At 47.7% G+C, this 15994-nt stretch carries 24 protein-coding genes; 3 read left to right on the top strand and 21 right to left on the bottom strand.

Annotated elements, in window-relative coordinates; genetic code table 11:
• Positions 1–4: 4 nt before the first annotated feature.
• The 19 genes from secY to rplC form a co-directional block, all read right to left on the bottom strand.
• Complete coding sequence (gene secY, locus QUB14_RS04060) at positions 5–1309, bottom strand: preprotein translocase subunit SecY (protein WP_333215392.1); 1305 nt, start codon at positions 1307–1309, stop codon at positions 5–7.
• Positions 1310–1411: 102 nt separating this feature from the next.
• The gene (rplO, locus tag QUB14_RS04055; RefSeq protein WP_006634984.1) at positions 1412–1858 is read right to left on the bottom strand and encodes a 50S ribosomal protein L15; all 447 of its coding nucleotides are present in this window, start codon (positions 1856–1858) and stop codon (positions 1412–1414) included.
• 146 nt (positions 1859–2004) lie between these two features.
• Positions 2005–2553 carry a 30S ribosomal protein S5 gene (rpsE, locus tag QUB14_RS04050; protein WP_190745441.1) on the bottom strand — a complete coding sequence of 183 codons (549 nt, stop codon included), beginning with the start codon at positions 2551–2553 and terminating at the stop codon, positions 2005–2007.
• Positions 2554–2715: 162 nt separating this feature from the next.
• Entirely contained in the window at positions 2716–3078 is a 363-nt protein-coding gene (rplR, locus tag QUB14_RS04045) for a 50S ribosomal protein L18 (protein ID WP_333039624.1), read from the bottom strand.
• 2 nt (positions 3079–3080) lie between these two features.
• Complete coding sequence (rplF, locus tag QUB14_RS04040) at positions 3081–3629, bottom strand: 50S ribosomal protein L6 (RefSeq protein WP_006634987.1); 549 nt, start codon at positions 3627–3629, stop codon at positions 3081–3083.
• 122 nt (positions 3630–3751) lie between these two features.
• Positions 3752–4156: a 30S ribosomal protein S8 gene (gene rpsH / locus QUB14_RS04035; protein WP_190657976.1), complete on the bottom strand. Its 405-nt coding sequence runs from the start codon at positions 4154–4156 to the stop codon at positions 3752–3754.
• Between the two features lie 22 nt (positions 4157–4178).
• Positions 4179–4724, bottom strand: a complete 546-nt coding sequence (gene rplE / locus QUB14_RS04030; protein ID WP_006634989.1) for a 50S ribosomal protein L5 — start codon at positions 4722–4724, stop codon at positions 4179–4181.
• Between the two features lie 142 nt (positions 4725–4866).
• Positions 4867–5229 carry a 50S ribosomal protein L24 gene (gene rplX, locus QUB14_RS04025; RefSeq protein WP_333215389.1) on the bottom strand — a complete coding sequence of 121 codons (363 nt, stop codon included), beginning with the start codon at positions 5227–5229 and terminating at the stop codon, positions 4867–4869.
• Between the two features lies 1 nt (position 5230).
• Entirely contained in the window at positions 5231–5599 is a 369-nt protein-coding gene (rplN, locus tag QUB14_RS04020; RefSeq protein ID WP_006634991.1) for a 50S ribosomal protein L14, read from the bottom strand.
• A gap of 108 nt (positions 5600–5707) precedes the next feature.
• Positions 5708–5956, bottom strand: a complete 249-nt coding sequence (gene rpsQ / locus QUB14_RS04015; RefSeq protein ID WP_006634992.1) for a 30S ribosomal protein S17 — start codon at positions 5954–5956, stop codon at positions 5708–5710.
• A 38-nt stretch (positions 5957–5994) separates the two neighbouring features.
• A complete protein-coding gene (rpmC, locus tag QUB14_RS04010; RefSeq protein ID WP_333215387.1) occupies positions 5995–6306 on the bottom strand; it encodes a 50S ribosomal protein L29 in 312 nt (103 codons plus the stop codon).
• Positions 6307–6466: 160 nt separating this feature from the next.
• Complete coding sequence (rplP, locus tag QUB14_RS04005) at positions 6467–6886, bottom strand: 50S ribosomal protein L16 (protein WP_332958390.1); 420 nt, start codon at positions 6884–6886, stop codon at positions 6467–6469.
• 114 nt (positions 6887–7000) lie between these two features.
• Positions 7001–7729 (bottom strand): 30S ribosomal protein S3, encoded by a 729-nt coding sequence (gene rpsC / locus QUB14_RS04000; protein ID WP_015178708.1) that lies wholly within the window; start codon positions 7727–7729, stop codon positions 7001–7003.
• Positions 7730–7843: 114 nt separating this feature from the next.
• The gene (gene rplV, locus QUB14_RS03995; protein WP_190657986.1) at positions 7844–8203 is read right to left on the bottom strand and encodes a 50S ribosomal protein L22; all 360 of its coding nucleotides are present in this window, start codon (positions 8201–8203) and stop codon (positions 7844–7846) included.
• Positions 8204–8300: 97 nt separating this feature from the next.
• Positions 8301–8585: a 30S ribosomal protein S19 gene (gene rpsS / locus QUB14_RS03990; protein ID WP_190657988.1), complete on the bottom strand. Its 285-nt coding sequence runs from the start codon at positions 8583–8585 to the stop codon at positions 8301–8303.
• A 112-nt stretch (positions 8586–8697) separates the two neighbouring features.
• Complete coding sequence (gene rplB / locus QUB14_RS03985; RefSeq protein ID WP_333039612.1) at positions 8698–9561, bottom strand: 50S ribosomal protein L2; 864 nt, start codon at positions 9559–9561, stop codon at positions 8698–8700.
• 157 nt (positions 9562–9718) lie between these two features.
• Positions 9719–10027: a 50S ribosomal protein L23 gene (locus QUB14_RS03980; protein ID WP_006634999.1), complete on the bottom strand. Its 309-nt coding sequence runs from the start codon at positions 10025–10027 to the stop codon at positions 9719–9721.
• Positions 10020–10652, bottom strand: a complete 633-nt coding sequence (gene rplD / locus QUB14_RS03975; RefSeq protein ID WP_190657994.1) for a 50S ribosomal protein L4 — start codon at positions 10650–10652, stop codon at positions 10020–10022. Before rplD ends, QUB14_RS03980 begins: the two co-directional genes overlap by 8 nt.
• A 190-nt stretch (positions 10653–10842) precedes the next feature.
• On the bottom strand, positions 10843–11478 hold the full coding sequence (gene rplC, locus QUB14_RS03970; protein WP_333039608.1) for a 50S ribosomal protein L3: 636 nt from the start codon (positions 11476–11478) through the stop codon (positions 10843–10845).
• Positions 11479–11909: 431 nt separating this feature from the next.
• On the opposite strand from rplC, the gene QUB14_RS03965 reads away from it, so the two are divergent.
• The 3 genes from QUB14_RS03965 to QUB14_RS03955 all read left to right on the top strand — a co-directional run bounded on the left by QUB14_RS03965 (position 11910) and on the right by QUB14_RS03955 (position 13669).
• Positions 11910–12386 (top strand): NAD(P)H-quinone oxidoreductase subunit N, encoded by a 477-nt coding sequence (locus QUB14_RS03965; RefSeq protein WP_333215384.1) that lies wholly within the window; start codon positions 11910–11912, stop codon positions 12384–12386.
• A gap of 119 nt (positions 12387–12505) precedes the next feature.
• Entirely contained in the window at positions 12506–13111 is a 606-nt protein-coding gene (locus tag QUB14_RS03960; protein ID WP_333215382.1) for a VWA domain-containing protein, read from the top strand.
• Between the two features lie 72 nt (positions 13112–13183).
• Complete coding sequence (locus QUB14_RS03955; RefSeq protein ID WP_333215380.1) at positions 13184–13669, top strand: salt stress protein, Slr1339 family; 486 nt, start codon at positions 13184–13186, stop codon at positions 13667–13669.
• Positions 13670–13910: 241 nt separating this feature from the next.
• Here QUB14_RS03955 and QUB14_RS03950 read toward each other — a convergent pair whose 3' ends face one another.
• On the bottom strand, positions 13911–14450 hold the full coding sequence (locus QUB14_RS03950) for a dCMP deaminase family protein (RefSeq protein WP_333215378.1): 540 nt from the start codon (positions 14448–14450) through the stop codon (positions 13911–13913).
• Positions 14447–15976 carry a thymidylate synthase gene (locus QUB14_RS03945; protein WP_333215376.1) on the bottom strand — a complete coding sequence of 510 codons (1530 nt, stop codon included), beginning with the start codon at positions 15974–15976 and terminating at the stop codon, positions 14447–14449. The genes QUB14_RS03950 and QUB14_RS03945 overlap by 4 nt, the downstream gene beginning before the upstream one ends.
• Positions 15977–15994 lie beyond the last annotated feature (18 nt).

Here is a 15994-nt window from a genome sequence, read left to right as displayed (position 1 = left end):
GCGATTACTTCACCATTCCTTCATATCGCTGGGAGATGACGTAAGTTTGAATTTGCTTAGCAGTTTCGATCGCGACACCTACTAAAATCAGTAGGGAAGTTGCGCCAAAACCTCTAAAAGTTTGCACTCCGATCGCGCTTTCTACAGCAGTTGGTACAATGGCCACCAGACCGAGAAATATCGCTCCCAAGAAAGTCAAACGGTTCAAAACCTTCTCCACATAATCGCTGGTTTTCTGACCGGGACGAATTCCAGGAATGCTGGCACCCATTTTCTTCAAGTTCTGAGACATATCTACGGGGTTGACAATCAACGAAGCGTAGAAATAGCTGAAGAACAGAATCAAAGTCAGATAAAACAGCGCGTAAGCCCAAGGGGTCGGCCCATTCGGACTCAAAACATTAGCAACTTGAACCAAAAACGGGTTATTGAGAGACTGAGCGAGGAAAGAAGGCACAATTAAAACCGAAGATGCAAAAATAATCGGCATCACTCCGCCTTGATTCAAGCGCAGGGGCAGATAGCTCCGGCTCTCCCGATAAACTTTGCGGCCGACTTGGCGGCGGGCCGAAATAATCGGAATGCGGCGAGTACCTTCCTGAACAAAAACAATCCCAACAATCGTCACCAAAAAGACCAGCAGCAGAACTACTACACGGCCGACAACTTGCGTGTCCCCACTTTGAGCCAATTCAAAAGTTTGTCCCAAAGAGCGCGGCAATACCGACACAATATTGATAAAAATCAGTAGCGACGCTCCGTTCCCGATACCTCGTTCCGTCACCACTTCCGATATCCACATTACAAACATTGAGCCTGCCGTCAAAGCCAAAGCAGTTTGTGCTATGAATAAAGGCGATGGAGATTGAGCAAAAGGGCTGACCCAAATCGCAATGCCAATACTTTGCAGAATTGCCCAGCCCAAAGAAACGTAGCGAGTAATTTGAGAAATCTTGCGCCGCCCTGCTTCTCCTTCATTTTTCTGCAAGTCTTCTAAGCTTGGCAGAGCCGCAGTTAGAAGTTGCACAATAATTGAAGCATTAATGTAGGGCAAAATCCCCAGCGCGAAAATCCCCAAAGCTGACAAGCCACCTCCTGAGAACAAATCCAAAAAGCCAATTAAAGGGCTATTTTGGACGTTTTGGGCAAAGGCGACTCGATCGATGCCGGGGACTGGCAAGTGGACACCCAGGCGTACTAAAATCAGTAAGCCAAGGGTTACGAGGATGCGGCCTCGCAAACCAGCAGCTTGAGCCATCTGCATGAACGTCTCTTGTGCAGTTGGCGCTTTCTCTCTACTAACGTCCATAGTTACGATTTTGGATTTTAGATTTGGGATTTTCGACTAAATCATTTTCTGATAGCAAGCTTGAGGATTTGAGATTTGGACAGACTCTCAAACCTCAAATCTTCACGCAACTAATTCGCAACTTCCGCCTGCAGCTTCAATTTTGGTACGAGCACCTGCGGTAAAAGCCGAGGCGCGCACTTGCAAAGGTACATTCAGTTCACCATCTCCTAAGATTTTCAGCGGCCCGTCGTCTGTGGTGACAATTTTTGCTTGGATCAAAGAGGTGAGAGTAACTTCTGTGTTTGCTGGCAGCGATGCTAATTTACTTACATTAATGGTAGTGTACTCTTTGCGGTTCACTAGAGGGAAGCTTTTCAACTTGGGGAGACGGCGGTAGAGAGGATTTTGACCTCCTTCAAAACCGGGTCTAGTGCCGCTACCGGCTCTAGATTTTTGACCGCGCATCCCTTTGCCGGAGCTCGCGCCTTGACCGGCAGAAATACCTCTGCCCAAGCGTCGGGGGCGCTTTTGGGAGCCTGCTTTGGGTCGGGCGTCTTGCAATCTCATAGTTTTAGTAATTGGTAGTTGGTAATTGGTATTTAGAGAGGGGGTACGCAGTAGTTTTGAGTGCGTGAGTTTTAAGTTGCGGATTTTTTTATTTTCAACGCAAGCACTTAACACTCAAAACTTACAGTTTCCCATTCTCGCGTGCCCTAACCGTAGAGGTTTTCTACTGGAATTCCGCGCTCTTGAGCAACTTCGGACAAGGTGCGGAGGGTGGAGAGGGCGTTGACTGCGGCTCGGGCGTTGTTTAAGGGATTTCCGGAACCTAGCTGTTTGGCTAAGATGTTGCGGACTCCTGCTAGTTCGAGAACAGTTCGCACTGCTCCCCCTGCAATTACCCCGGTTCCCGGAGCGGCCGGCCGCATCATCACTTTAGCTCCGCCACCGTCACCGTTGATGGGGTGAGGGATGGAGTTAGATTTGGTGAGGGGGACTTCAATTAGGTGCTTTTTGCCGTCAGCGACGCCTTTTTTAACGGCACCGATTACGTCGCTAGCTTTGCCGACTCCTACTCCAACTTGACCGCGTTCGTTGCCGATAATGACTATGGCGCGGAAGCTGAGTTTTTTACCACCTTTGACTACTTTGGTAACGCGCCGAATCTGAACAACCCGTTCTTGCCATTCGGATTCTTTTTCGCGCCCTTTGTTGTTACTGCTGCTTTTTTTCTTGTTGCGCTGTTCTTTTTGTTCTGCCATAGTTTTGTCCTGTGGGAATTAGTAATTGGTGAAAGGCGATCGGCAAGTGGTAATTGTTTGAGTAAAAAGTAAAAATAGAAGAAATCTGGATTTTGCCTTTTAACTTTCAACTTTTGACTTTTTACTTTTTAATTACTCATTACCCGCTACCCATTACCCCCTCTAGAAGTCTAACCCCGCTTCGCGAGCTGCTTCTGCGAGGGCTTTGACACGACCGTGATAGAGGTTGCCCCCCCGATCGAATACGACTTTGACTATGCCAGCGCTGGAACAGCGTTTGGCAATCAACTGACCGACTTGCACGCTCGCGGAGCAGTTGCCGCCAGAACTGAGAGTTGACTTCAATTCGGGATCGAGGGTTGACGCGGCGGCCAAAGTGTGCTGGGCGGTGTCGTCGATTACTTGAGCGTAGATGTGCTGCTCTGATCGAAATACCGCTAGTCTGGGACGTTCGGCGGTGCCGAACACCTTGCGTCGAACACGGCGGTGTCTGCGCTGGACTGATTCTTTGCGAGTAAGCTTCATTGTTACTTCTTACCTGTTTTGCCTGTTTTACCAGCTTTGCGCCGGACGACTTCGCCGCTGTAGCGAATGCCTTTGCCCTTATAGACTTCGGGCGGACGCACCGCGCGGATGCGGGCTGCTGTATTGCCTACGAGTTCTTTGTCAATGCCGGAGACAATGACGTTGGTGTTGCCTTCAACTGCCATTGTGATGCCTTCGGGAGGGGGCATTTCAACGGGTTTGCTGTAACCGACGTTTAAAATCAGGTTCCGTCCTTGAACCTGTGCCCGATAACCTGTGCCGATAATTTCGAGGCGCCGCTGAAAACCTTGGGATACACCTTCGACCATGTTGGCGACTAGGGTGCGGCACAAGCCGTGCAGTTGTCTGGCGACGCGAGATTCGTCTCGGCGGGTAACGAGTAAAGTCTCGCCTTCGAGTCCCATGACGATTTCGGCTGGGATAACTCGGGAAAGTTCACCTTTAGGGCCTTTGACGGCTACTTTTTGACCGTCTAGGGTGATGGTGACTTTATTGGGAATGCTAATCGGACGCTTGCCAATTCGCGACATAGTTTTTTGTCCTTTGTTTTTAGTTATTAGTCCTTGATTATTAGTCTTTAGTTATTAGTCCTTAGTGATTGATTTTGGAGTCTGTTGCCAACGACCAGCGACTAATGACTAATGACTAATGACTACCAAACATAACAAAGCACTTCACCGCCCAAACCTTGGCGTCGAGCTTCTCGATCGGTCATAATGCCGCTGGAGGTAGAAATAATGGCTATGCCAATTCCGCCTAACACTCTGGGCAATTCTTTACGGTTCGAGTAAACGCGCAGTCCTGGTTTGCTGACTCGCTTAAGTGCCGTGATAATGGGCTTGCGAGTTTTACCTTTGTACTTTAGAGAAAGCACTAAATGTCGCTTGACCCCTTCTGCTTCTGCTTCTTCAAATTCGCCGATGAAGCCTTCACTTTTGAGGACTTGGGCGATGCTGCGGGTCATTTTTGTAGCTGGAATTTGCGTTGTTTGGTGGCGCGCCATGCAAGAATTGCGAATGCGCGTCAACATATCTGCTATGGTATCGTTAGCTGCCATCTTTTGCTTCTTACTCTAGTGCTTAGTTGTCCCGGAACGGCATTCCCATTTCTTTAAGCAAGGCGCGTCCCTCTTCGTCGGTGTTTGCTGTGGTGATAATTGAAATGTCCATGCCTCGAATTTGATCGATGCGGTCATATTCTATTTCTGGAAAAATTAGCTGTTCTCTCAGACCCAAGCTGTAGTTGCCGCGCCCGTCGAAGCTTTTGGGGCTGATGCCGCGGAAGTCGCGGATTCGGGGAAGTGCGAGGTTGATCAGCCGATCGAGAAAATCGTACATCCGATCGCCGCGCAGCGTCACCATAACGCCGACGGGTACTCCTTTGCGGATTTTGAAGCCTGCGATCGCTTTTTTCGCCCGCGTCACCACCGGTTTTTGCCCGGTGATGATGCCAATTTCGTTTATCGACGAATCCAGTGCCTTAGCGTTTTGAGATGCTTCTCCCAAACCGCGGTTCACTGTGACTTTGACGAGTTTGGGAACCTGATGGATATTAGTATATTTAAACTGATCCATCAGTGTGGGAACGATTTTTCCTTGATAAAGAACCTTGAGTTTGTCCGGCATAGTTTTTGTGTTTCGTTAACTGTCCCTGGGCTTGGTCAGGGAATTTGTCGATTGTCCGTCCCACCGATGTTAGCTGTTAGTTATGAGTTTAAAAGTCACTTGTCAGAAGGCAGACTAATGACCGATGACTGATAACAAATCACTATTGATCGATGATTTCTCCAGTTTTTTTGAGCTGTCGCAGTTTCCGACCGTCTTCGCTAAATGTATAGCAAACGCGGCTAGCTACTTTTTCTTTTTCTGAATAGTGCATGACATTTGAGCTGTGAATGGGAGCCTCAAACGTGAGTATTTTCCCGGACTCTCCCTCTTGCTGGGGCTTGACGTGCTTGGTTCTGATGTTTACACCTTTAACAATTACTTTGCTGACTTTAGGATATGTCTTTAAGATTTCTCCGACTTTTCCTTTCTCTTTGCCAGTAATTATTTGCACGGTGTCGCCTGCTTTGACGTGCATTCGGTAGCGCTGCGATTCGCTAGTTGGTTTACCCTTTTTTCCGTACATTTTAAAGTACCTCCGGGGCTAAGGAAACGATTTTAGTAAAGTTTTTGTCGCGCAATTCGCGGGCGACGGGGCCGAAGACGCGAGTGCCTTTGGGGTTGCCGTCTACGTTGATAATAACGGCGGCGTTATCGTCAAAACGAATGCTCATGCCGCTGTCCCGACGCAGGCCTTTGCGGGTTCTGACAATGACGGCCCGGACGACATCGGATTTTTTGACGGCCATATTGGGGATAGCGTCTTTGACGACGGCAATGATGACATCGCCGACTCCGCCGTAGCGACGGTTGCCACCTCCCAATACGCGGATGCACATCAGTTTGCGGGCTCCGCTATTGTCGGCGACATTGAGGTATGTCTGGGGTTGAATCATGGTGATTGTTGAGTGTTAACTGTTGAGTGTTAACTGTTGACTGTTGACTGTTGAGTGCTAGTTGATTGTTAATTTTCGATGGGGCGATCGCGATATCGCAATTAACTGTTAGCCGTTTTTTGTCCCGAAAATCTCAGCAACCGTCCAACGTTTGGTTTTGCTCAGTGGGCGAGTTTCAGTGATGCGGACGCGATCGCCCGATTTGCACTGATTTTCTTCGTCGTGAGCTTTGTACCGCTTGGTGCGGACTACGATTTTGCCGTATTTGGTGTGGGAGGAGCGGTTTTCGATTGCTACCACGACGGTTTTATCCATCTTGTCGCTGACTACTACGCCAACTCGTTCTTTAATTGCCATAGCTACCTATTTTTGTTGTGCAATTGAGTTTTTTTTAGCTACTGTGCGATCGTCGGCTCGGCTGCTTCTGACTCTTGGCTGCCTGCTGAGGTTGGAGCAGGCTGTGCTACCTGTTTAGATGCGGCTAATTTTTCTGCCGCTTCTTTCTCAGCAACGATTTGGCGCTCGCGTTCAACTGTCATCAATTGAGCTAGCCGGTGTTTGGCGTGCTTGAACAGGTGAGGCTTTTCCATGCGACCAGTAGCTTGCTGGAGCCGCAATTCCATTAGTTGGCGCTTGACGGCTAAAATTTGCTCTGCTACTTCAGCATCGCTTAATTCTCTAGCTTCTTTAATCTTGGTCAAAGACATAATTGTGTGCTTTCTCGTTAGCGATCTCGGTATGACAGAAGACAGAATTGTCTAGATGGTGAATGTCGAAGGAAAGAAAAGTTATGAATGACCGATTTTAAATTGCTGTAGCCGTTTAAAATTTTGACCAATGCCGACCTACTTCTACCTTCGATTATCGCTATGACTGGTCTTCTTCGCGAGTGATGAACTTGGTTTTAATTGGTAACTTGAAAGATGCCAAACGCATGGCTTCGCGGGCAGTTTCTTCACTTACACCGCCAATTTCAAACATTACCCGGCCCGGTTTGACCACGGCAACCCAAAACTCTGGTGCACCTTTACCAGAACCCATCCGGGTTTCTGCGGCGCGCTGGGTGACAGGTTTGTCGGGAAAAATACGAATCCAGATTTTGCCGCCCCGGCGGATATAGCGGGTCATGGCGCGGCGTCCGGCTTCTATTTGGCGGGAAGTGATCCAGGCGGGTTCGACAGCTTGTAGGGCGAAGTCGCCAAAGCTAACTGTATTGCCGCGGGTGGCAACACCGCTCATTCGCCCGCGCTGTTGTTTGCGGAATTTGGTTCTTTTAGGGCTTAACATGGCTTTGGGAGTTGGGTAATTGGTAATTGGTAATTGCTAATTGGTGATTGCTAATTGCTAATTGGTTTGGAACAACTCACACTTAACAAATGACAACTAACAGTTAACAATTAGCTAGCCTTCGTTCGATCGATCTTCAAAGTTCTGGCGGCGGCGCTTTTGTTTGGTGCGGGGCACTGCTGCATTTGGTGCAGCTTCTTGTTCTTGTCCGGGAATAATTTCGCCTTTGAAAACCCAAACTTTAATGCCGAGAATACCGTAGATGGTTTGAGCAGTGCAGTAGGAGTAGTCGATGTCGGCCCGCAGCGTGTGCAACGGAACTCTTCCTTCCCGTGTCCATTCAGTACGAGCGATTTCTGCGCCGTTGAGGCGTCCGCTGACTTGAATTTTGATGCCTTGGATGCCGACTTTTTGAGCGCGGGTGATTGCTTGGCGGACGACTCGGCGGAAGGATACGCGCCGTTCTAGTTGCTGAGCGATGTATTCCGCGATCAGTGTGGCATCGGCGTCTACTCGCTGAACTTCGACGACGTTGATGCGGATTTGGCGGTTGCTACCGAGTTGCTGCTGCAAACCGACGCGCAAGGTTTCGATGCCTGCTCCGCCGCGACCTACGACAACGCCTGGTCTGGCGGTGAACACTTCTAGGTCGATTTGATCGGCTTTCCGCTCAATTTTGACCGAGGAAATGCCCGCATTGTTGAGCGTTTTACGAACGTACTTGCGAATTTTATAGTCTTCTTGCAAGAGTTCTGGATAGTTTTTGGGGTCAGCAAACCAGCGAGAGCGGTGCTCTTGGGTAATGCCGAGACGAAAACCAATTGGATGTATTTTTTGGCCCATAATAGTTGATGAGTTAATTGGTATTTGGTAATTGGTAACTGGTAATTGGTAATTGGTGATTACCAATTTTTTTCAACTTTAAGCTGTTTATTACCTATTACGTTTTTCCCTGGTTTAGTTTTCTACGAGGGGAGCTACTACTACGGTAATGTGACAGGTTGGCTTGCGGATTTGGTAGGCGCGACCTTGAGCGCGGGGTCTAAAGCGTTTGAGGACTGGGCCTTGGTCTGCGTAAGCTTGAGAAACTACCAGCTTAGATTTATCCAATCCTGCGTTGTGTTCGGCGTTGGCTACTGCCGATCGCAAAACCTTGACGATTGGTTCGCAGGCGCGGTAGGGCATGAATTCGAGTAAAATCAGCGCTTCTTGGTAGCTTTTGCCGCGAATTTGGTCGAGGACTCGGCGCACCTTGAAGGGGGATGTCCGGATGTAACGGGCGATCGCCTTAATTTCGGATGTGGTATCTATAGCCATTTCGATTTGGGTAATTGGTAGTTGGTAATTGGGGAAAAGGTAATTGGTAATTCGGAAAAACTTTTTCCGACGACGTATTACCTGTCACCTAATTAGGCTATTTTTTACTTGTCTTTCTATCACCACTTTTAGCGTGACCTCTAAAGGTACGAGTGGGGGAAAATTCTCCGAGTTTGTGACCTACCATTTGGTCTGTGAGGTAGACGGGTACGTGCTGTCTGCCGTTGTGAACGGCGATCGTGTGACCTACCATTTGGGGCAGGATTGTGGAAGATCGCGACCAAGTTTTAATTACTTGTTTTTGGCCGGCGGCGTTGAGTTTTTCGATTTTTGTCATCAGAGCATCTGCGACAAAGGGGCCTTTTTTTAGCGATCGAGACATGATTTTTTAGTGATTCAGGAGTTATTAGTCAGCTTTCAGCCGTCATTGGTCATCAGTCCTCAGCCATTAGTTAGCCGTTAACAACTAAGCACTGAAGACTGCTGACTGATTACTAGCTTTGTCTACCGCCCTTGCCGCGCTTGGAAGATTTGCGGCGGCGGCGGACGATTAAAGCGTCGCTGCGCTTGTTTTTGCGTCGAGTTTTTGCACCCAATGCTGGTTTACCCCAAGGAGTGACAGGCCCCGGACGTCCGATAGGAGCTCTGCCTTCGCCACCGCCGTGCGGGTGGTCTACCGGGTTCATGACACTACCGCGAACGGTGGGTCTGCGACCTTTCCAGCGGGTGCGACCTGCTTTGCCGAGGCTGATGTTTCTGGCGTCGGTGTTGCCGACTTGACCAATAGTGGCATAGCAGTCGGCGCGGACTTTGCGCTGTTCGCCAGATGGCAGTTTAAGGGTAACGTAGCTACCTTCTTTTGCCATTAGCTGAGCGCTGGAGCCTGCGGAGCGAACGATTTGTCCGCCTTTTCCAGGTACTAGCTCGACGTTGTGGATGCTGGTACCGAGGGGAATGTTCTTCAGGGGCAGGGCGTTACCGATCTCGATCGGCGCGTCTGGGCCTGAGACAATTACTGTACCGACGTTTAAGTTGAGCGGGTGCAGGATGTACCTTTTTTCGCCGTCTTTGTAGAACAGGAGGGCGATGCGGGCGTTGCGATTGGGATCGTATTCGATCGCCTTGACGGTAGCGGGAATGCTGTGTTTGTCGCGGCGGAAGTCGATGTCTCTATAAAGCCGTTTGTGACCGCCTCCCCGGTGGCGACAGGTGATGACGCCTCGGTTGTTGCGGCCTTGTTTGGTGTGCTTGTTGCTAGTTAGAGACTTTTCTGGTTCTGATTTGGTAATTTCAGCGAAGTCCGAGACGGTTTGTTCTCGGGTGCTGGAGGTATAAGGTCGGTAAGAACGGATGCCCATAATCGATTTTAGATTTTAGATTTTAGATTTGGGATTTTGGACTTGGCGGTTTTGGATTTTAGATTTGGGATTATCAGTTAACTTGCTACCTTTCTGGGTTTGGTATTTTCACCAGTTAACCGCAATCTAAAATCTAAAATCTAAAATCCAAAATTGGCTAAACTTCTGGGAATAGGAGTTTGCGGATCGAGTCTCCGTCTGTCAGAGTTACGGTTGCTCGCTTGTAACAAGGTTTAAAGCCGACGAATTTGCCAACTCGACGCTTTTTGCGCGGCGGGTTTTGGGTATTGACGCCGATGACTTTGACCTTAAATAGTTCTTCGATTGCAGCTTTGATTTGAGGCTTCGTCGCTTTGGGGGCTACGTCGAATGTGAATTGATTTAATTCCATCATTCGGGTAGCTTTCTCGGTGAGAATCGGACGCTGGATCAAATCTGCGTAGTCGCGGGGGTCGATTTTACTCACCGTAAATCTCCTGAATTTTAGCTATGGCTGTAGATGTGACGATAATTTTGTCAGCCGCGAGAACGTCGTAAACATTCAGGGAGGTTGCCAAGATGACGTTTACTAATTCGATGTTGCGTCCTGATAAGTAGACGTTTGGTTGCGGTTCTGGCAAGATTAACAGAACTTTTGTATCGGGTTCGATGCCCCAGCGGGCGATCGCACTCAGCAATTCTTTGCTTTTCGGTCTCGGAAATTGCTCTGCAAATTCTTCAACCACAATGATGTCTTCGGTGCGACTTTGGAATGCTGTCCGCAAAGCGAGACGGCGTTCCTTTTTGTTCATTTTGACTTCAAAGTCTCTCGGTTTTGGTCCGAAGATGACACCGCCGCCCCGCCACAGCGGAGAACGGATTGAACCTGCTCTGGCTCGGCCGGTGCCTTTTTGACGCCAGGGTTTGCGGCCACCGCCTCTGACTTCCGATCGAGTTTTGGTGCAAGCATTTCCTTGACGGGCGTTATTCAGTTGCCGCGTCAATGCTCTGTGAACGATGTGAGAAGCATTTTCTTCTTTGGCTACGCGCAGTTCTAAAGTTGTTTCCCCAACTTCTTCGCCTTGCCAATTTCGGACTACACAATTAACCATATCTTTTGTCCTTTGTCTGTTGTTAGTTGTCTGTTGTTAGTTGTCTGTCGTCTGTTGTCTGTTGTCTGTTGTCTGTTCTCAGGTCTTAGTTTTTAGCTCTTAGTTTTCAGCTTTTAGTTCTTAGTTATTGCTTGCTACTAACGGCCAACCACTATCTACTGACTGCTGACTACTGACTAATGACTACTGACTAACGTCCTACTTTTTTCTCAGGCACAACATTGACTAAGGCGCCAGCTTTGCCGGGAACTGCTCCCTTAATTAGCAGCAAGTTCTGCTCTGTATCCACCCGGACAATTGTTAGTTTGCGGACTGTGACTTGAACGTTGCCCATACGTCCTGCCATTCTTTTGCCGGGATAAACGCGACCGGGAGTAGTTCCAGGTCCGATCGATCCAGGCTCGCGGTGGTTCTTGGAACCGTGAGACATCGGGCCTCGTTTAAAGTTGTGGCGCTTTTGAAAACCTGCAAAACCTTTACCGATGCTTGTACCGATGACATCTACTATTTGTCCCGGTGTAAAGGTATCTGCTTTTAGTTGTTGACCTAATTCAAATGAACTGGTGTCTTCCAATCGGTATTCTTGCAAGTGGCGCAGTGGATTCGCCCCCGACTTGGCAAGGTGTCCTAGTTCTGGCTTGTTGAGAGCCTTTGGTTTGACTTCGTTGTATCCAACTTGAACGGCACCGTAGCCGTCAGTTTGTTTTGTTTTGATTTGAGTTACTGTACAAGGCCCTGCTTGTATGACGGTGACGGGGATGGCTCTCCCTTCGGCGTCAAACACTTGAGTCATGCCTAGTTTAGTGCCAAGAATGCCTACAGACACGGATTTTCTTCCTTTTATTTACGCAAGAGGTTTCGGATTGCGAAGTTTTCGTCAATCCGCTTGCTCTTGTGCAGAAACATTTATTTCAGTGTTCCTGCAATTAACTGTTATCAACCAACAGCCTTCCTCGGTGTTTAAAATTGGAGTTTTAAATTTGGGAGCGAGCTTGTGGAAGTCTTGCAAGGGTTGAGATTCGCGGCTTTTTACCGACTCTATCTCCGAGTTTTGTCTCGGTCTTGCTTGTTTGCGCCAGGACTTGAGCAGCAAACTACTCAGTATCCTTTACGGCGACAATTCACAATAGTACATGAAGTGTTTGCCGTTTGTCAAGGCCGCGATGAGAATTTTTAGCCTCAACTTTAGGATTTATAATATTTCCAGCTCGCAAGCAGCGATCGACCAAATTTTGATACAGCAGGAAACACAAATTTATGGGACTGATTACGACGGGATCTGATGTGATTCGGGATTTGGAAAAGTCGGGGTCGCTGGCCCTGTACGTTCCTTTAGAGGGAGGATTTGAGGGGCGCTACCTGCGGCGGCTGAGGGCTGCGGGTTACGGGGCGCACACGATTTCGGCGCGGGGTTTGGGCGATTTGGCGATGTATTTGACGGGGGTTCACGGGGTGCGGCCGCCGCATTTGGGCAAAAAAACTACTGGCAATGAATCGGCTGTGGGTTATACGTACTACGTGCCGCCGATTTTGCAAACTCAATTAGACAATTTGCCGCCGAAAGCAAAAGGACTGGTGCTGTGGATTATTGAAGGGCACATTTTGTCGAATCAGGAGATTGAGTATTTGACTGTTTTGCCGACGTTAGAACCGCGAGTTAAAATAGCAGTGGAGATGGGAGGCGATCGAGCTTTTAGCTGGAAGCCACTTAAGGACGCTTTAGTTGCAGCTTAAATTCCGCTATTTGCGAGCGCAAATCAACTAAAAAAACGCAGCGAGCAACAAAAGCTCAACAGCTTCTGCTCGCTGGTTTTGATATTTTTGGGAAAAACTTAATTAACAGGAAAAATCTTATGCTTCACAACCGCGATTATACCATAATCATTGACAAAAGCGGCAGTATGTACACGAAAGACCAGATGGGCGGTAAAAGTCGCTGGGCGCTCATGCAAGAATCGACGATCGCATTGGCGAATAAATGTGAAGAACTCGATCCTGATGGCATAACAGTTTATTTGTTTTCCGGTCGCTTCAAGCGCTACGACAACGTAACATCCGCTAAAGTCGTGCAAATTTTCCAAGAAAACGAACCTTCGGGAACTACGAATTTAGGTGCAGTGCTGCAAGATGCTCTGAACAGTTTTTTTGAGCGCAAAGCATCCGGTAAGACCAAGCAAAATGGGGAAACAATATTAGTGGTGACCGACGGGGAACCGGACGATCGCAAAGAAGTGATGAAAACGATTATAGAGGCTTCGCGGAAGCTCGATCGAGATGAAGAGCTGGCGATTTCTTTCATTCAAGTAGGGAATGCGCCGGAAGCTACTAAGTTTCTCAAGATATTGGATGACGAACTGCAAAGCGCTGGGGCTAAATTCGATATCGTTGATACTGTCACGATGGATGATATTGAAGGAATGACCCTGACAGAGGTATTGCTGAATGCAATAACTGATTGAGGAGGCGGGCGAAGTTTCCGTGATTATATTGGGGCCAGTTGGTCCAGCAGCATTTTTTAGGGGGTTTAAGTTATGGAATCTATCGAGCGCCTGTTAGGTGAACTTAAGGCAGAGTATCAAGCATCTCAAAAAATTGCTGAGTTGAAAAGTCAGGCGCCGGCGCAAGCACAAGCGCCGTCAAATGCAACATTTAAAACATCAGATATAAATTTGTATGCTAGTCCTTTGGATCGGGATTTAGCTCAAATTAAGGCTGAGTACGAATCGCAAAATAAAGCTCAGGAAGCAGCTTCACGGGAACCGCTTAAGGCTGAGCACGAAGCGCAAAATAAAGCTCAGGAAGTGGCTTCACTTGAACCGCGACCAGCAGAAAAAGTCGCGGGGCCGCAGTTGGACGTACAAACGCACAGACAGAAAGTTAGGCAAGCTCAGGTTTGGCTGAAAAAGTTGGATAAAAATTCCGATGAGGGATATTGGTTCGATCAGTTTGCTTTTAGGTATTCTTCGAGGATAGATGCGGCGATCGACTATTTGCAAGCTGTGAATGAGTTTGATTGATTTAACTACACGTTATTCACAATTTGTAAGGACGTTTTTTGGTTAATTCCAATCTCTATTTGTTGTAAAGACACGGCAGTGCCGTGTCTTTACAAAACGTACAATAAATATCCTTTGTATTACGCGGAATTCAAGATAAGGCACTGCCGTATACCTACAAATTGCCAGGAAATAAATATCATTTATAGGAACACATCACAGTTATTTCCTGTGGCTGCGACAACCACGGGGAGGATTTATCCTACACTAATTTTTGGGTCACAGATGTAGGATTCAACAAAAACAAAGCCGCCTTTCTTGCTGTATCTTCAGATAGCTGAATTTGTTTTAACTCAACAATACCTTCACTGATAAAAGTATCTCTCAAAGCAGCTTTTTCTCCACTGTTAAAACTCGTTTCGTAAAACACTTCTCTAATTCCAGCGGCAATGACTAATTTCAAACAATAGATGCAGGGTTCTAAAGTGACGTAAATACTAGCCCCAGCAGTAGATATACCGTGTTTAGCAGCTTTGGCGATCGCATTTGCTTCCGCGTGAACCGCCCTTGATGGCAAAGTTTTACTGGCGTCGCAACTACTCAAACCAGGATAGCAGAAGCCTTGAGTAGTACAGTGTGCCGAACCTGACGGCGAACCGTTGTAACCCGTTGCTAAAACTTGCCTGTTTTTAGTTATCACTGCGCCTACGGGAAAAGCCAGACAAGTCGATCGAGTGGCAGCCAATTTTGCTAACATTAAAAAGTATTCGTCCCAGGTCGGTCTTTCTTCTTCTAAATTCATCTTCGATCCTGAATGTATTGCTCGCTCGTTTTCAGACACTCGGCAGCCTTCTGCAATTCTATTCCTAAATAACCAATATGCTCGCCTTTGATGGCAGGGGAAGCCGCACAAATTTCTCGCACTAACTTGAGAGGGTTTTTTCCCGAATAACAGGTGACAACTTCGCCGCTGCCCGGGGTGGTTTGCGTGACTACTATCTGATTGTCGGCTACTTCAACTAAAAAATTGCCTGCTGGATCGAAAAAGTCTCGATCTTCGCAGATTTTAGCATATTGGGTTTGAATTAGTCGATCGGCATTTTCAAAGGTATCGTCATACAAGTGAGCCGATTGACTCAGCGTTACCAACGGGCCCATTGTCAAATTATAATCGGAACGCCTCGCAATTTCATCTCGAATGTGCTGCTGCAAAGCCCGCAAGCCCATTGCATTTGCCGGCCAAGCCGCAAACATATCGTTACTGCGGAGAGTTGCAGTTAGGGATATTTCACCGTCAACAACTCGCACCCAAATGTGATTTAAACAAGGACTGCCGCTGTGCTGGTGGTCTGATGAACCGTCAGGCCTTCTGTTAATATTTCCTCCGGCATCCCACAAACTAATTACAGCACTGGCAGCGTCAATTTCTTTAATTAGTTTGGCAATCACTTCTTCAATTTGATCGCGGCCAAACCACGACCGCATTCGCTGTGCGTAGGTATATTTAATGCCTTCATTATACGGGGTATCTTCCAGCATTTGCGGTTTGTACTGTTCGAGGAAATCGCGGTCTATTGGTAAGTAATTCGGTTCGGGAAAATAGAACTCCGCAGGTTCATCTGTAATGACTGCCATTAAGTCGATTAATTCTTGCCACTGTCCGTCGTAACCAGTGGGTCGCAGAGTGCCCGTGGTCTTAATTCGGTGGATAATTTTTACCCAAGTTTCGGCGATTGTTTTGCCTTCAATTCTGTGTCCGTATTTCTGACCGGGGAGTACAGTCGGGACGATTTCGACTAGCGGAAAAGTTACGGGTTCTCCCCAAGGTTCCACAGATTCTTTTTGGGAAAAGGACTTGACAAATGTCACAGTTTCTGCTATATTTTTGGCTTCTGTCCATTCTATTTTATGACGCAATAGTTCTAAGGCTTCTGCTGCTATTTCAATATCAATGTAGCCAAATATTGAAGATTTAATTAGCCAGCAATCTCTACCAGTATCGCTTTTGCCTGCTTCAAAGCCGTTGCGAAAAAAGTCGAGCAAGCACGCTGCCGCACCCGAATTGCGGTCTTCTTTGGTAGCGTTGAGAATTACTAAAAAGCGGACGTGGGGATTGCACAGCAAGTTTCTAATTAAGAAGTTGATGCCGCGAGTAGGAGAGTAGAGTTGTCCGATCGCAGCATATTCTTGAGGTTGTAAATGTTTGCCGATCGCACTTTTTACTGTCCAGCCGCTGACAATGGCTGTTTGCCCCGTTCCGCAAATTAATTGATTTGGTTTGTATAGGGGTTTGTACTCAAATTTATTGACGAGATTTGTGGCTGTCATGGTTTATCGTTTTTTGCA

This window comes from Microcoleus sp. B3-D2 (assembly GCF_036705345.1).
GTDB lineage: Bacteria > Cyanobacteriota > Cyanobacteriia > Cyanobacteriales > Microcoleaceae > Microcoleus.
The sequence above is the reverse complement of the archived record's forward strand: the minus strand, read 5'-3'. Positions and strand labels throughout refer to the sequence as shown.

Coding starts and splice junctions, on each gene's coding strand:
- rplO (WP_006634984.1), bottom strand. CDS start 1,858: ATGAGATTGCAAGACGCCCGACCCAAAGCAGGCTCCCAAAAGCGCCCC.
- rplX (WP_333215389.1), bottom strand. CDS start 5,229: ATGTACGGAAAAAAGGGTAAACCAACTAGCGAATCGCAGCGCTACCGA.
- secY (WP_333215392.1), bottom strand. CDS start 1,309: ATGGACGTTAGTAGAGAGAAAGCGCCAACTGCACAAGAGACGTTCATG.
- rpsE (WP_190745441.1), bottom strand. CDS start 2,553: ATGGCAGAACAAAAAGAACAGCGCAACAAGAAAAAAAGCAGCAGTAAC.
- QUB14_RS03950 (WP_333215378.1), bottom strand. CDS start 14,450: ATGAATTTAGAAGAAGAAAGACCGACCTGGGACGAATACTTTTTAATG.
- QUB14_RS03945 (WP_333215376.1), bottom strand. CDS start 15,976: ATGACAGCCACAAATCTCGTCAATAAATTTGAGTACAAACCCCTATAC.
- rplR (WP_333039624.1), bottom strand. CDS start 3,078: ATGAAGCTTACTCGCAAAGAATCAGTCCAGCGCAGACACCGCCGTGTT.
- rpsS (WP_190657988.1), bottom strand. CDS start 8,585: ATGTCTCGATCGCTAAAAAAAGGCCCCTTTGTCGCAGATGCTCTGATG.
- rpsH (WP_190657976.1), bottom strand. CDS start 4,156: ATGGCAGCTAACGATACCATAGCAGATATGTTGACGCGCATTCGCAAT.
- QUB14_RS03965 (WP_333215384.1), top strand. CDS start 11,910: ATGGGACTGATTACGACGGGATCTGATGTGATTCGGGATTTGGAAAAG.
- rplD (WP_190657994.1), bottom strand. CDS start 10,652: ATGGTTAATTGTGTAGTCCGAAATTGGCAAGGCGAAGAAGTTGGGGAA.
- rpsQ (WP_006634992.1), bottom strand. CDS start 5,956: ATGGCAATTAAAGAACGAGTTGGCGTAGTAGTCAGCGACAAGATGGAT.
- QUB14_RS03960 (WP_333215382.1), top strand. CDS start 12,506: ATGCTTCACAACCGCGATTATACCATAATCATTGACAAAAGCGGCAGT.
- rpsC (WP_015178708.1), bottom strand. CDS start 7,729: ATGGGCCAAAAAATACATCCAATTGGTTTTCGTCTCGGCATTACCCAA.
- rplF (WP_006634987.1), bottom strand. CDS start 3,629: ATGTCGCGAATTGGCAAGCGTCCGATTAGCATTCCCAATAAAGTCACC.
- rplN (WP_006634991.1), bottom strand. CDS start 5,599: ATGATTCAACCCCAGACATACCTCAATGTCGCCGACAATAGCGGAGCC.
- QUB14_RS03955 (WP_333215380.1), top strand. CDS start 13,184: ATGGAATCTATCGAGCGCCTGTTAGGTGAACTTAAGGCAGAGTATCAA.
- rplP (WP_332958390.1), bottom strand. CDS start 6,886: ATGTTAAGCCCTAAAAGAACCAAATTCCGCAAACAACAGCGCGGGCGA.
- rplV (WP_190657986.1), bottom strand. CDS start 8,203: ATGGCTATAGATACCACATCCGAAATTAAGGCGATCGCCCGTTACATC.
- rplE (WP_006634989.1), bottom strand. CDS start 4,724: ATGCCGGACAAACTCAAGGTTCTTTATCAAGGAAAAATCGTTCCCACA.
- rplB (WP_333039612.1), bottom strand. CDS start 9,561: ATGGGCATCCGTTCTTACCGACCTTATACCTCCAGCACCCGAGAACAA.
- rpmC (WP_333215387.1), bottom strand. CDS start 6,306: ATGTCTTTGACCAAGATTAAAGAAGCTAGAGAATTAAGCGATGCTGAA.